Origin of the sequence: Companilactobacillus futsaii JCM 17355 (genome assembly GCF_001435505.1) — a bacterium.
GTDB classification, from domain to species: Bacteria; Bacillota; Bacilli; order Lactobacillales; family Lactobacillaceae; genus Companilactobacillus; species Companilactobacillus futsaii.
Window position 1 is genome coordinate 85,364 of the sequence record NZ_AZDO01000039.1, and the last position, 15,857, is coordinate 101,220.

12 protein-coding genes are annotated in these 15,857 nt (G+C 35.7%); 2 read left to right on the plus strand and 10 right to left on the minus strand.

Features of this window, described 5'->3' with window-relative positions:
* Positions 1-32 precede the first annotated feature (32 nt).
* The 7 genes from glpK to FC88_RS04065 form a co-directional block, all read right to left on the minus strand.
* Positions 33-1,541 carry a glycerol kinase GlpK gene (gene glpK, locus FC88_RS04030; protein WP_057813040.1) on the minus strand — a complete coding sequence of 503 codons (1,509 nt, stop codon included), beginning with the start codon at positions 1,539-1,541 and terminating at the stop codon, positions 33-35.
* A gap of 111 nt (positions 1,542-1,652) precedes the next feature.
* The gene (locus FC88_RS04035) at positions 1,653-4,193 is read right to left on the minus strand and encodes a YfhO family protein (protein WP_057813042.1); all 2,541 of its coding nucleotides are present in this window, start codon (positions 4,191-4,193) and stop codon (positions 1,653-1,655) included.
* 433 nt (positions 4,194-4,626) lie between these two features.
* A complete protein-coding gene (locus tag FC88_RS04040; RefSeq protein WP_057813044.1) occupies positions 4,627-4,968 on the minus strand; it encodes a DUF6483 family protein in 342 nt (113 codons plus the stop codon).
* Between the two features lie 107 nt (positions 4,969-5,075).
* Positions 5,076-6,416 carry an FAD-dependent oxidoreductase gene (locus tag FC88_RS04045; protein WP_057813046.1) on the minus strand — a complete coding sequence of 447 codons (1,341 nt, stop codon included), beginning with the start codon at positions 6,414-6,416 and terminating at the stop codon, positions 5,076-5,078.
* Between the two features lie 1,323 nt (positions 6,417-7,739).
* The gene (locus tag FC88_RS04055; RefSeq protein WP_057813050.1) at positions 7,740-9,005 is read right to left on the minus strand and encodes an NAD(P)H-dependent oxidoreductase; all 1,266 of its coding nucleotides are present in this window, start codon (positions 9,003-9,005) and stop codon (positions 7,740-7,742) included.
* Positions 9,006-9,017: 12 nt separating this feature from the next.
* Positions 9,018-9,626 carry an NADPH-dependent FMN reductase gene (locus FC88_RS04060; RefSeq protein ID WP_057813052.1) on the minus strand — a complete coding sequence of 203 codons (609 nt, stop codon included), beginning with the start codon at positions 9,624-9,626 and terminating at the stop codon, positions 9,018-9,020.
* A gap of 99 nt (positions 9,627-9,725) precedes the next feature.
* Positions 9,726-10,655 (minus strand): FAD:protein FMN transferase, encoded by a 930-nt coding sequence (locus tag FC88_RS04065; RefSeq protein ID WP_057813054.1) that lies wholly within the window; start codon positions 10,653-10,655, stop codon positions 9,726-9,728.
* Positions 10,656-10,806: 151 nt separating this feature from the next.
* Here FC88_RS04065 and FC88_RS04070 point away from each other — a divergent pair, with 151 nt between their 5' ends.
* A complete protein-coding gene (locus FC88_RS04070; protein WP_057813056.1) occupies positions 10,807-12,624 on the plus strand; it encodes an FAD-binding protein in 1,818 nt (605 codons plus the stop codon).
* Between the two features lie 271 nt (positions 12,625-12,895).
* Here FC88_RS04070 and FC88_RS04075 read toward each other — a convergent pair whose 3' ends face one another.
* Entirely contained in the window at positions 12,896-13,222 is a 327-nt protein-coding gene (locus FC88_RS04075) for a hypothetical protein (RefSeq protein ID WP_057813058.1), read from the minus strand.
* A gap of 663 nt (positions 13,223-13,885) precedes the next feature.
* Here FC88_RS04075 and FC88_RS13370 point away from each other — a divergent pair.
* The gene (locus FC88_RS13370) at positions 13,886-14,077 is read left to right on the plus strand and encodes a DUF5388 domain-containing protein (RefSeq protein WP_162256524.1); all 192 of its coding nucleotides are present in this window, start codon (positions 13,886-13,888) and stop codon (positions 14,075-14,077) included.
* Between the two features lie 159 nt (positions 14,078-14,236).
* Here FC88_RS13370 and FC88_RS04080 read toward each other — a convergent pair whose 3' ends face one another.
* On the minus strand, positions 14,237-15,361 hold the full coding sequence (locus FC88_RS04080; protein ID WP_057813060.1) for a GH25 family lysozyme: 1,125 nt from the start codon (positions 15,359-15,361) through the stop codon (positions 14,237-14,239).
* Positions 15,345-15,761, minus strand: coding sequence for a phage holin family protein (locus FC88_RS04085; RefSeq protein ID WP_057813063.1), 417 nt, complete (start codon positions 15,759-15,761; stop codon positions 15,345-15,347). Before FC88_RS04085 ends, FC88_RS04080 begins: the two co-directional genes overlap by 17 nt.
* Positions 15,762-15,857: the final 96 nt, after the last annotated feature.

Sequence of the window (15,857 nt, forward strand, 5' to 3'; positions counted from 1 at the left end):
ACTACATTAACTAAAGTTTAGAAAACACTTTATTACTTTGTCGCTTTATGTTTGAACTTCCTTGTTGCACTAACTGCTTCTTTCCAACCTTCATACAGATAATCCGCACGTTTAACATCCATTTCCGGTTCGAAAGTAGCACCTGTTGCGTATTGTTTCTTAATATCTTCTAGACTATCCCAATACCCTACTGCTAGTCCAGCTAAAAATGCAGCACCTAGAGCAGTTGTTTCCAAATCTTTGGCACGTTGAACGGGTGTTTGTAAAATATCAGCTTGGAATTGCATCAAATAACGATTATTGGCAGCACCACCGTCAACTTTTAACGTTGGAATATCGATACCAGTATCACGTTTCATCGTTTCAATAACGTCACGACTTTGATAAGCCAACGATTGCAAAGTGGCTTTGATGAAATCATTTTTCGTCGTTCCTCTAGTTAAACCGAACACTGCCCCACGAGCATCAGCGTCCCAATAAGGTGCACCTAATCCGGTGAAAGCTGGTACAACATAAACTTCATCATCATCGTGTGAATTTAAAGCAGCTTCTTCTGATTCTGGAGCGGAATCGACTAAATGCATGGCGTCACGCAACCATTGAATAGCTGAACCAGCCACGAAAATACTACCTTCCAAAGCATAGTAAACTTTACCATTGATTCCATAACCAATCGTCGTCAACAAGTTATTGTCGGATAATTGTGGTTTCTCACCAGTGTTCATCACGATAAAGGCACCAGTTCCATAAGTATTCTTGACCATTCCTGGTTCAAAGGCCATTTGACCAAACAAAGCTGACTGCTGATCACCAATCATACCAGCAATAGGAACTTCTGAACCATAGAAATGATAGCCTTTTGTCTTAGCATAAACTTCAGAATTAGGACGAACTTCTGGCAACATAGCCTTAGGAATATTCAATACTTTCAAAATGTCGTCATCCCATTTGAGGTCGTGGATATTGAAAAGCATTGTCCGACTAGCGTTTGAATAATCCGTTACGTGAGCAGCACCGCCAGATAATTTCCAAAGAATCCAAGTATCGATCGTACCAAAGAGTAATTCACCCTTTTCAGCACGCTCTTGAGCACCTTCTAAGTGATTCAAGATCCAACGAATCTTTGTGGCTGAGAAATATGGATCAATCAACAAGCCAGTTTTTTCATGAATCATATCGCCGTAGCCATCTTTTTCTAACTTAGTGGCAATATCTGAAGTTTGTCGACTTTGCCAAACAATGGCGTTATAAATTGGCAAGCCGGTTTTCTTATCCCAAATAATAGTAGTTTCACGTTGATTGGTAATTCCAATACCTTTAATTTGTTTAGGCTTGATGCCTGAATCGATAAAAACATTGGCAATTGTCGATTGAACGGCATTCCAAATCTCATTAGCATCGTGTTCAACCCAACCAGGTTGTGGAAAATGTTGCGTAAATTCACGTTGGGCATCGGCAATTTTTGTCCCGGCTTTATCAAAAATAATTGCTCGGGTACTAGTAGTTCCTTCATCGATTGCCATAACATATTCACTTGACATTATTTCACCTCATTCATTAATGTAAACGCTTCATACCAAAATATTATAACATCTTCAGAATAATGCAAATAATTCTAGCTGTTTTTTCTAATATTTTGTCTTAAAATTCATTTAATTATATTTTTTTACTCTATATTTTAGAAAATTAAAACTAATGAACAAAATAACTGACACAATTGAAATTATCCAACCAATTTTAAGTCCTGGTACTTGATAGTTCAATTCAACTTTATGCTTTCCTTTGTCCAGATCAATTGCCATTAGATTGTCGACCACTTGATGAAGTCCGGTTTTTTTACCATCAACTGTGGCACTCCAACCGTCATCGTACGGAATACTGAACAACATGGGGCCTGCCTTTTTGACATCGATAGTTCCGCGAACAGTATCATGATTTAAATTAGAACTAATCTTTAAGGAATTATTTTGGAATTTGGACAAGGACTTTAAGAATTTCGGTTGATCCAATGATTGGAAGTATTCGGGATTCAAATCAAAAGTTCGGCCTGTCAAAATCTTCACTTCGACTTTTTGATTCTTTTTAAAATGTCCCAAACGCAACGTAGCAGCCTTATAAACATTCATATTACTAGTTTTAACCCGTTTACCATCGACATAAATCTTTGTTTTGTCGTAATTCAACGGCGCTTTATAAAAGTATAACGGTCCACTAGCACGAGTCGTCATTTGGTACGTATAAAGTGTTTTGCCGTCATTCGTCGTCTGCTGCATGCTATTGAGTGTAGCATTTTTTAAATATTCAGTACTATTGCCATTCAAAGCTTGCCACAAACGATCCTGATTATCCAAAGCGTGACCGATTCTCATTTTATAATGATAAACATCCTTATCGACCATAAAACCTAACGACGGCGCACCGTAATTTTCTTCAACGTAATAATGATTATCCCACTGACGAACTCGATAATAAACGCCTAACAAAGTATTGGTCAAATTTGTCCCACCAAAATAACTGATACGACGAACATTGATGCTGTAATAACCGAGATTATTCATCATTTCCAAAGTCTTCTGATTCAAAGTAGAACTATACAGACTTAATCCGTTGATGTTGAACAAAATTGGATCATTGTAGTTGTTATATTTCTCCGGAAAAGCCTTATTTAAACCAGATTTAGAAACAATAATTCGGTGTCCCAAATGGCTTCTCTTTTTTACATCAGCAAGAATATTATCTTCCTTTTTAAATTCTTCTCGATAAACTAATTGATTCCCTAATCCGGCCGTACTGATAACAGAATTGAAGTTGGCAACTATCTCGAACATCATTATAACCACCAACAAGCCAAAGAATTTTTTATTACTAGTAAGAACTAACAAAATCACACCAGAAATGATGATACAAATAATACTCAACCAGAAGAAATAACCATTGTAATTATTATCAGGGATCACAAAACCAAGTTTTTCGATAATCTTTGGTAACAGCCATTCTGTTGAATAACCGACACAAAGTAAAATGCCTGCCACACAAGTGGATTTAATAATTGTCAATTTATCTTGAAAAACTCCGGCTGTGAAAGCTTTGTAGGCAATAAAAATACAAACAAATGAGAAGATAAAACTATTTCTAAATGGGAAGCCGGCTGGGTTCTGAAACATGTGCCACACCGTATTGAACGTAGTCACAAACATGCTGATCAATAACGTTCCTAATAAGAAAGTAGAATTTTGCTTATCCCTATTATTGATTCGAGGACTAAAGAAATATGCTAACAACAAGATCAGAATCGTCGAAGTCATAAAGACTGATGGACCATGCTCCAAACGTTGCTCAAAAGTATTGCCACCAATCCCTAATTCTGTCAAAGCTTCCAAGCCAAAGCGAGCCGATGGTAAATAGTTCATGACATTAAAGGAAGTTTTTCCCGTCTTCATCATGCCGACCAAAGTTGGTAATAAGACGACGGCTGAACTCAAACCAGCTAAAATTGAAGTAATCAAATAATTGCTGATAATCTTCCACTTATTTTTTTGATGGAAAAGATTATTTTCAAATCCTGTATAAATAAAGAAGCATAACGAAAAGATACAGAGCATATATCCTAAATAATAATTGAAGATAATGGCCAATAAAATTGAGCAATAATATAGGACATATTTTTGTTCTTTAACGACTCGCATAACGCCTATTGCTACCAAAGGCAACATTATCAAGGCGTCCAGCCACATTAAATCATAGAAGTATGACGCCACGAATCCACAAAAACTATAAGCTAAGGTAAAAATATAATTAGTAAACTTAATTTCTTGCGAATACTCCTTCAAGAAATAAGCCATCGCTACACCCATTGCAGAAATATTCAACATGATAATGATATTTGCTGCAGCAGGAATTCCCATGGGACTAAAGAAAACCAATATCAAATTAAAAGGTGACAACAAATAATAGCTCATAACGGGAAAGAAATTATCCCCTAATGACTGACTGAATAAATAAAAATGCAAGTTGCCATTTGTTAATTGACGACGCAATTCAGTCAAAAAAGTTAAATATTGAGTTCCTAAATCACTACTCAAGAAATTGTTACTACCAAAAGGCACTAATTTAAAATACGCAAAAATAACCGAAATAATAACGAAATTAAGAAAAAACGCTCCAAGATAATACCGGATATGACGTTTAAGCATATTTATATCTCCTTACTAACTATCCAAATAATATGGGATAAGTTAAATAATTGCAAAAAAGATGCCAAACAAAAAAAGGCTTGCTTGCGCAAGCCTGTCATCATATTATTTTTCATAATGTCTACCTCTTTGATTTAACGTAATTTAAGTTTTGTTTTGAATGTGTGTGAATAGTTTTTATGTCTTGTATTTTTGTATTTTTGATTAATATGATTCTAGTTTAAAAACTTCTTACCATTGTAATTTCTGATCATCTTAGTACAAACAGTTGCTAAGACGGAAACACCGGTAAGCACGAGCAAAGGATGTTTTTTCATAAAAATTCACCTCGTTTTTTTGTATAGCCATATTTGACTATGTATACATAGTACCGAGATATTATGAAAAAGTTTGTACTAAAATTTGAATTATTTGTGAATTACAAATGTAACAATCAAATTACCGGGCGATGCTTTTCAATATTGCCCTTAAATCCCGTTATCATAGCCTGATCAATTTCTGATATTTTACTTAATTTTTCCAACAACCACTGTCCTAAAGCAAAATACTGTTCTTCTCCTAATGTAAATTTTTGAGCATAGACATACTGAATCGCTTGTTCGTATTTTTCGTGCATTAATAATTCTGTCAAATCACGATGAATCTTATCACCTTGACCTTGTTGCTGTTCAAACACTACTTCTGTCTTCTCGCCATCTTTTTTCCCAACCATATAACCAAAGCCTTCCGCAAACGACTTGATTTGACGCATGATGAAATCACTGTCTTCAGCCATAATATTCCCTTCTCTTTACCCACAATATAGGAAGAAATAATTTTTTTAGCCACAAAAATACCCGAATACCACATTTAATTTGTGATATTCGAGTATTCATAAATTAATTATTTATCAGCTTTTTCTACAGCAGCTCCAGCTAAGGCACTGACGTAGTTAACTGGTTTATCAAAGTTAGGTTGGAACAAGAAGTCGACCATGGACAACTCATCGATCGTAACTTTCTTTTGGATGGCTAATGACAAGAGGTTAGCTGATTGTGATACATCATACATACTTGTCAAAGCTCCACCAAGGATTTCCCTTGTTTCTGGGTCCCATACGAGATTCATCAAAACAGGAGTAGTCGTCAACATGAACTCTGGACGATAATTGTCTTCTAGAGTTACGCTGTCAACTTTCTTACCTAGGACTTCAGCGTGTTCCTTAGTCAAACCACTTGCAGCATAAGTTCTGCCAAATAGTTCAACCGCTGAACTGGCTTGAGTACCCATGTAAGCTGCAGTATCTTTTTCGATATTCTTACCAACCAAGATACCTTGACGAACTGAATTAGTTGCCAATGGAATGTATTGGTCGTCCCCAGTTGGATTGTAGTGAACGGATGCAGCATCACCAGCTGAGAAGACATCTTCTTTACTTGTGTGCATGTATTTATCCACAATCAAAGCACCGTTTGGCAAAGTTTCGAATTCGTCAGCGAACATCTTAGTATTAGGACGGAAGCCAACACACATAACAGCAATATCTGCTTCATAAGTATTTTTATCAGTTTTTACAATTACACTATGATCTGTTTCTTCAAATGATTGGACCTTCTCACCCATACCGAGTTTTACACCATTGTCGGTATAATCTTTTTCAGCAACGGCTGACATGTTAGGGTCAAGATTCTTACCTAAAACATGTGGCAAAGCATCAATCAGAGTAGTTTCTTTACCAAGAGTTGCGTAACCTTCAGCTAATTCAGCACCGATGTAGCCGGCACCAATAACGATGGCACTCTTGATATCTTTAGCGTTTTCTTTCAATTCGTTAGCGTTAGTCCAATTCTTGCAAAGCATTACACGACTTGAATCAATACCTGGAATTGGAGGGATAACTGGAGCTGAACCAGTAGTAATGACTAGCTTGTCATAATCTTGTTCAAAAGTTTCCCCACTAACTAGATTTTTAACGGCTAGTTTTTTATTATCGAAGTCGATATTTGTAACATCATGTTGCATGTGCATATGTGCGCCAAGTTCTGTCAAAGCTTCAGGACTAGCATAAAACATCTTGTTAGGATCTGAAACACGATCACTTACCCAAAGTGCGATCCCACATGATAGGAAAGAAAGATTATCATTTCTTTCAAATACAGAAACTTCCCAATCTGGGTGTTCCTTCAAAATATTCATTGCTGAAAAAGTTCCTGCATGTGTACAACCTACGATACTTACCTTCATAATAACTACCACCTTTTATGATTTAATATCATTATAGTTAATATTTTAACATAACTAAAGCGTTTACATACTATATTAAAAAATATATATTAATTATAAATAAATCTAATTAAAAGTATAAACCACCTCACTTATGCCCCATAATTTACTAAAGTGTCGTTTAAATCCTCTCAAAACGAAAAAATAAACTTATCATTATAATCACATAAATTAAAGTATTTGTGAAACTAAAAACAAATAATTATTTTTTTCTAAAATGAATTTAATTGTTTAAACACATGTGCTATATTATAAGTGTGAAAGAGATAGAGATATGATCAATGCAATTCCTTCCTTTTTTAACTCTAGGGTTGCGATACATCCTCATATCGCAATCCAATAGCTTACTCGCATTCAGGATAAAGTTGCCCCCCTCAATCAACTTTATCCTCCCCCTCAAATGCGTTATCCCATTACAATAATTTACTTTGAATGCTTTCATTAATTAATTACAAATCCCTCTCTATTTGACAAATATGGAAACCTCATAAGCATTCATACCTTTATCTCTGACACTACTGGTAATGCCGTTACACATTAGGTGTAACAAAAAAACAAGCCCGTCCCCCCAGATGAGCTGTTTTTTTTTGCCCTTTTTTTACAATAGATCACACAAGTATTTTTATGGGTAATTCATTATATCAAAAAATGGTCTAGACATCGTGAAAAAAAACCACAATGAGCTAAATATAATAACACAATATTTACATTTTTATTTATTCAAAATCAAAAAATTATTTTTTCTAAAAGTGAACGTACATGTTTAAACACATATGATATATTATTAACTGTGAAAGGGGCAAAGATATGAAATGCAATTCTTCTTTTTTTAACCAAAGAAGGTTGCGATACATCCTCATATCGTAGCCATAAAAACTCACTCGCATTCAGGATAAGTTGCCCCCTCAATCAACTTATCCTCCCCCTCAAATGCGTTTCCCATTACAATAATTTACTTTGAATGCTTTCATTAATTAATTACAAATCCCTCTCTATTTGACAAATATGGAACCCTCACAAGCATTCATAACTTTGTCCCTGACACTACTGGTAATGCAGAAAAAACAAGCCCGTCCCCCCAAGACGAGCTGTTTTTTTTTGCTTTTTTTATTCGAATGATAATTCTCGATTTATTCTATTAGATTTTATTTAAACATTACGAAGACGGATGTATTAGTTATATATAGTTAAATACATTTTCGTGATAAACTACCGACATAAAAATCCCGTTAGATTGTAAACAAATTACATTCTAATGGGATATTTATTAACATTATTCAATTTTTAATTCTTAGAAGCACTAGATGTAGCGTCTACTTTTACTTCTGGTTTAACAGCGGGTTCTTCAACTGATTCTGAAGCTCCAGAGTTTGCATCAACTGCTGGTTTACTTTCATCTTTAGAAGCACCGGATGTAGCGTCCAATTTAGCATCCGGATCTGGAACCAGTTTTTGACCGGTTTGTTGCAAGTATTGGTCAACGATTGGCTTGAGATCAACAGCCCATTCGTTAACACCTTTGTAGTTGCCATTCTCATCATGCATAGCCTTATAGTAGTGCATTACATGGTGATCCTTGTCACCACCGGGTACTGGCATAGAAACTAAATCAGTTTTATCACTTCTCAAGTCATAAATAACTTGTTTAACATGTTTCATAACACGTTCAATATTAGGGTGAACTTTGTCCAAAGCATCCCCGACTTGAGCAGGAACACGTTTAGCTAACATATCTTCAGCTTTACCAACCTTGTTGTAATATATAAATTGATTATTTTCATCAACGTAAGTCAATTCAACTGGCATAGTCTTCAAGAAGTAGTTCAATTGATCAACTGTCAACAAACCACTATCCAACTTGACGTAAGTGCCACCTTCAACGGCATTGACTTTTTTAGCAGCTTTATCCAACCAATCATCATCATTCATATCGATACCTTGAACGGTTGTGTCAGTTCCCTTCTTAGCGGAAAGATCTTCGTCTTGATAGCCGTTTGATTGGCTGATCAAGTTGATAACTTTGGCAAATTTGATAAAGTTTTGCAAAGTCGTTTGTAAGAAATCAACGGTTCTTTGATCCTTTAAGTCGCCATTTTCTTCAAAGGCAGTTTTAACATCACCTAATAGAAATTCGTTGCCAGGCAAGACAACCGCATTAACACCAGGTGATTCAAGGATTTGTCTCAAATGTAGTTGGGCACGTGATGACCCTTGAGTATGGTATGAAGCTCCGACAATCATGACTGGTTTGCCATCGAAAGGATGCACTTCATAAGATAGCCATTCGATTACGTTCTTCAAAGCTGCAGGTACAGTGTGATTGTGTTCTGGAGTAGCAATGATAACTCCATCAGCGGCTGAAATTTTCTTGCAAAGATTTTGAATAACAGGGCTATTTGTTTGGTCGTCATCTTGGTTGAACATTGGTACTTCATTGATATCCAAGACATCAACATCGACTAATCCTGTAAAATTCTTAGCGATAAAATTTAATAATGTACGATTATATGATTGATCAGCGATTGATCCGGCAATTCCTACTAATTTCATAACTTATCCCTCCTAGTCTTTGTCCCATGAAAATGCGGCAGCTTTTTGTTTTGTAACGTCTTTAGCATTGTTTAATTGTTTTGAAATATTAACGAATTGAAGAAAGTCTTGGAAGAGACCGTCTAATTCTTTGACAACATCTTCATCCTTCAAATTGCCATCATCGTCAAAAGCCTGTAATGAATGTGCCAAAAGAAATTCTGAACTAGGCATAATTCTGGCTTTTAATTCTGGTGAATCAAGGATTTGACGTAATTGAGCCTGGGCACGTGATGACCCAAGAGATCCATAAGAAGCACCGGTAATCATAACAGGTTTGTCGACAAATGGATGAATACCATATGATAACCAAGCTAAGGCACTCGACAAAACAGCTGTTACGGAGTGATCGTATTCAGGAGTAGCAATAATGACACCGTCAGAATCCTCAATTTTCTTAGCGATATCTTTGGCCAATTGTGGCACATACTTATCTGCACTCTTCTTAAAGATTGGCAAATCCTTGATTTCAACTAATTCAATTTCAGCAGAATCTTGAAAATGTCTCTTCATATACTTCAATAATTCACGGTTGGTTGATTTTTGGGAATTTGATCCCACAATAGCGATAAATTTATTCATAACACTAATCATCCCACTTCTATTTTATTGTCATAATAATTGTAAAATGTTTCACTAGGTAAAGCAATATAATTATGTGATTGTTTTCATATAATATAATTATATTTTTCTAAAAGTATCTTTTAATCCGCTGGTAACAAAAGTCTCTAAGTCCTTAGTAATAAAGACTGCTTCAATTCCTTTTTGTGCTTCGATCATAGTCATTCCCTGTTCGATACCTTGATAAAAACCAATCGTTGACCAAATTTCACCGTCGATCGACTTGTCGCTAATAATCGTCACACTGGCAAGGTTATTTTTAATTGGGTAGCCAGTTTTTGAATCAAACATGTGGTGATACTCATGACCATCAATTACCAACTTGCGTTCATAAATACCTGAAGTTCCAATAGACTTCTCGGGAATATGCACGACACCTAAAGAAATATCTCTTGGTTTAATGGGATTTTGAATACCAATATTCCATAGCTTATCTTCATGCAAACTGTCACCGACTAACAAAACATTGCCACCTAAGTCGATAATTCCCGTCTTTACGCCACGCTTTTGCCAGAGTTTTTTGATCTCATCAGCGATATAACCTTTGGCAATACCACCAAGGTCGATCTCCATGCCCTTTTCTTGCAAAAATACGCTCATATTGGCGTCGTCGAGGATTATTTTCTCTGGGTCGATAATTTGTAAGCGTTGCTTGATATCTTTGTCACAAGGCTTGTTAGCCCCCTTAAAACCAATCTTCCACAGCTTGACCAAAGGTCCGATTGCCACGTTGAAACCTAAGTGCTTGCGACTGACTAAAACAGCTCTCTTAATCAAGCTATACGTATCTTCGGGTACTACAACTGGCTTAATACCGGCATTATGATTGATCGACATAACCTCTGATTCATTGCGATTGACAGTCAATTTATCCTCAAAGTTTTGAATCAACTTGTATCCAGCTTCTAAATCGGCTACACTGCTAGGTTCTGCCACTGACAAATTGATAACTGTTCCCAATGCATAATAGCTTTTATTAATTAAACTCATGGACTTTCCTCAATTCATAAAAAATTATTTTACGATAGCGAATACCTTTATCATAGTCTTTTATGTCGTTTACGACAAAGGTAAGTTATTCACAATATCCATAAATAGAGTTATATTAATCCTAACATTTAGAGGAATTGGAGTGAATGAAATGTTTGAGGATTCAAAATTAAATTGGAACGCAACTTACGACGTTATCGTTTTAGGATTCGGTGGTGCTGGTGCCAGTGCTGCTAGATTTGCGGCTGATAACAACGCTAAAGTTTTGATCACTGACTCAGCTCCAGAGGGTCATGAGGGTGGCAATACTCGCTATGCTGGTCAAGTTATTTCATCAGGCGATGATTTAGATGATTTACGTAAATATTACGAAGATTTAGCTTTCCCATTGTCATACGACAAAGATTTGATGGAAACTTTCGTCAAGGGCCTATATGACATCCCTAATTACCTAGAAAATTATCTCGGTGTTAAACCATTTATCATGGGCAAGCATCCTGAATCACCAGTTTCAAAGGCTTTGTACTTCATGGCTCACGAATACCCAGAATTTCGTGGTCAAGCTACTCACGAATTAGTCGCCGTTCACGAAGGTGTCGCTGACTCTGCTCTTTGGAAGAATCTCCGTCAACAAGTCTTAGACCGTGCTGACAAAATTGACGTCTTGTATCAAACACCTGCTAAACACTTGATTCAAGATCCCGAAACAAAAGCTGTCGTCGGTGTTCAAATCGAACGTAACGGTAAACTTTTGAATGTCAAAGCTAATAATGGTGTCATCATGGCAACTGGTGGTTTTGAAAATAATCCTGAAATGGTCGAAAACTACCTCGGCGAAACTAGTCTAAATCCAATCGGTTCGCTTTATAACAAAGGTATCGGTGTGACAATGGCCAGTGAAGTCGGCGCTAAACTTTATAACATGAATAATTATGAATCTTATGGTATCTTCCATGGACTAACTCCTAAGCCAGCTAAAGGTCAACGTTCACAATTCTTGCCATTCGACTGGCCTGCTTTCCACCAAGGCAGTTTGATTGTTGTCGGCGATGATGGAACTCGTTACTTCGATGAAAACGAAATCCACCGTCACGGACACATCCAAGATCACGGCAATTGGAGAATTCCTTTGGCTCAACGTCATCCTTATGTCGTCTTTGACCAAAAGAAATATGACGAATTGAAGAATGATAAAAACGCTCCTTATCCAGAATTCTTAGACTCAGTCGTTAAAGCTGACGATTTGAACAGTTTAGCTGAAGTTATGGGTGTTGATGCCGACAAATTGGCAAACACTATCAAAGACTTCAATCACTTTGCCGATATCAAACGTGACTATGCTTTTGACCGTGACGCCGATACTTTGACAGCCTTTGATGATGGTCCTTACTACTGCTTGGCCATGGTTCAAGGATTATTGAATACTCAAGGTGGCCCCGTTCACAATTCCAACGCTGAAGTTGTCGATGTTAATGACGAAATCATTCCTCACCTATACGCTTGTGGTGAATTAGGAAGTTTGATGGGACGTCAATACAACGGTGGTAGTAACTTGGCTGAAAACTTGATTTTTGGTAAAATTGCTGGTGAAAATGCTGCTAAAGAAAAAGACGTTGAATCTGTCAAAGTCGACGCCAATACTTCCGCTAGTGTTCATGAAGAAGGTTTAGGATCAGACGTTGGCGAAGAACACTATGAAACTGACGATAACCAATACATCGGTAAATCAACTGCCGGGATGGGAAATGAAATCGTCGTTCGTGTCACTGCCAATAGCAAAGATGATATTCAAGACATCGAAGTTTTGAAGCAAAGTGAATCTGACGATTATGGTCTCAAAGCTGTTAAGGAATTGCCAAAAGAAATCGTAGAAAAGAATACGGTCGACGTTGATACAATCTCTGGTGCTTCTGCTTCAAGTAAAGCTATTAAAGAAGCTGTTTCTAATGCTTTGAAACAAATTAAATAAGGTTAAACGATCTAATTGCAATAATAAGTTTTACTTGCTACTGTATTGTTAATGTAGTAGGTAATGCACTGCATGCTAGATAGAGGCTGAAATCTATCCTTAGTTCTAGTTGGAGACTGTTCCAACTCAACATTATGATAATTGGGTCATTTTTCATTGAAAGATGATCCTTTATTTAAAAAAATCAAAATAATAAAACGTCCCTATAGAATGAAATCTTGCATTCTATAGGGACGTTTTAATATTTGTACCCATGGACTTATCAAAAAAATTATTCATTTTCATCATCCGTAAACTTCAAATTTATTTGTTGAGCACCTTTTTTATGTTCTAGGACTTTTTTCACAGTGTACTTACTTTTTAAATTTCCTTCTTTACTGATATATTGTTGTGTTTGGAGTTCAACTTTCAATAAATCAGTAGATCCAAACTGTTGGAAATTCTTTTGCACTGACTTTATAAATTCAAAATCATCAATATCAGCAAAAAATTTCGTTGTTCCATCAGAGAATCTCCAATTCCAATGTTTTAAATCTATATTCATTATTTGAACAAATATAATCTTTTTCGTAACATCTAAATACTCTATTTCTTTCATCGATGGCTAATAACCCTTTCGTTAAGAATAGTAAAAAAGGACACCGCTAAACGATGCCCTTCATGGGAGGTATTTCATAAAATTATCAATGCCGTGTGCAGGCATTTTACTTATTGATATATCAGCATTTGTAGCTATTTCATGCAAAAACTGTGCAAACTCTGAATTTTTTTGAACTTTAAATAGGATAATTGTTCAAGAATTAAGACGTACTTAACTGCTACCATTTTATGTATTATATCTTCTAAAAGTTTTTCTGTATAATTGTAAAAAAAAAGTCCCTTTCTCAGCCACAGCAAAACCGAGAGAGAAAAGGACAGTATTTAACTATAGACAGATCTATCTGTAACCAGCAGATAGAAGTCAACCATTGATTAACCAAATCAATAGAAGATATAACACTAATGTTCATATACAATATAATACATATTACATAAATTGTAAACTGATAGATTTAATGGTTAAATATTAATTGGAGGTTATGATCTAACCAATCCTCCAACCTCCAAATCAATGATTTAGGAGGTATTGCACTAATGTTTGAAGTAATAGTAGCTGTTTGCTATTTAACCATTGGAACCGTTGAATTATTACATTTCTTTGGCCTAATGTAAACAGAAAAAACCTCTAAAGGGAGCCATGGTGTCAGCAAGCTGACCAACCATGACTCTCTTTTTGCATTATATCACGAAAAATAACTCCCGTTCAAATGGCAAGAATTATTTTATATTACAAAAAGCAATAAAAAGATTACAAGATTCCTATATGGAACAGCTAGATGACGATGAAAGAAAAACTTTAAGTCTTCAAATTGAAACTTTAGAAAGAAGTGACACTTTAAATTCAAATAAGTAACAAAAAAAGCCCACCACCTAAATTAATAGATGATGGGTATTTTTTGATAGAAATCGAAACTAATTAAAAATCGAGGTAATTTGTAATATTGTCCACGTCAATGAACACCTTTAAATTAACGCATATTATTTAATTTGTCTAGCATTTACCGTTTAAATTTTATCCAGTAAATCCAGAACCTTGAGCATATTTAATTGGAATGTATTCATTAGTTGCGACTTCATAGGCGTAACCTACATTTGGCAAATTCACCAGTTTATCATTAGTTTGCCAAGAAGTACCGCCTTTAAATACTTTATTACTATCTTTAATTGAATTGCCCTTACTATCATAAGCAAGAACGCCGTAATCAGAGCGATAGTTCACTACAACCGTACGGTTAAAAGTTGTACTTGCCTGTGGAAGCAACGTGTCAACGCCTATTACATAGTAAGGTTTGTCATTGATTACAGTAATTCCATTGGATTTCCAGCTAGTACCAGAAATAACATTCGTGCCGGTATTGGCTTGGCCATTATTATTATAGGTAGTAAATGCCTTATAGGAATCACCCTTGACACTTACTACATTATTAATAGTAGATTTAGGATCGACAAGCGGTGATTGGCCACCGGTGAAAAAGTTATCATAGTTTTGAGAAACATCAAAATTACCATATGAACCTTGGAATTGATATGTTGAGCCCCATTGCCAAGAATGGTGACCAGAATACCATTGTTTCCCACTAGCATTATATGGATATGAAGCAATCCAACCTTTCGATACGTCCATTTTTGAACCAAGCCAAGAGCTCATAGTATAGACGGCTGAACGATATCCATATTTAGCAACTTCATTCATAAACGCTTGATTATTAGCATTATTAGTTGCCCGTGAGAGTCCGTTCTGTTCCTGTGCCTCCACGTCAGTGATCAACGCTGAACCAATTGGTAGACCGTCAGCTTTCGCCATTTGACCAGCATAGTCAGCTTCATTGATAGCGCCTTGAACTGATGTGTATCGTGCAAAATGATATCCATTAATATACAGTCCTGCTTGCTGTGCCGTGGAAATATTATTAGTTGCAGTGTAATCATGATAGTAATTGCCTTCACTGATTTTAGTAACTACAGACTTTACACCATAATTATTAAGCATGTCTTGAAAGTTGGAAACAGTCATATAGCCGTTGTGATTAGATACATCGACCATATCAGTTCTTGCAGCATTAACATTAGTTGTACAAAAAAATAAGCCTGCAATAAGCAGACTTACAATATAGATTAATTTATTTTTTAGTTTCACTATTATCACTCCTATTTCTTAGTTTCTCTAAATTATCTGTAATCCAATTTGGAAGTGGAATACCCATAATTCCTAAATTTTCTACAATTGAAATACCATATTGACCGATAAAAAACATTAAGAACAGGTTTGCATAGTTGGCTAATCCCCAACAATCTACTAAAGGATAAAAAATAACTGCTATACCGGCTATAACAGTATGTTTAATAAGTCCTTGTCTCCCCGTAGTTGAGTTTACTCGTTCATTAGAGCTCTTAAAGAATCCTTTTAAAAATCCAGTAGCTAAATCAACTAAAATAATAATAATGAATGTTGTGAACCAAGGATTCTCAGTCAACTTTTCAGCAGCAACCCACCATTCCATAAACCCGATGTGCGGTGCTGGTGTTGGTGCATACATATAATCATCTCCTAAATTTTATACAATAAAAAAGACTAGCCAATGAAGTGCAATAAAAAAGTTAGACATTTTTATAAGTTTTAAGAAATCATGGAT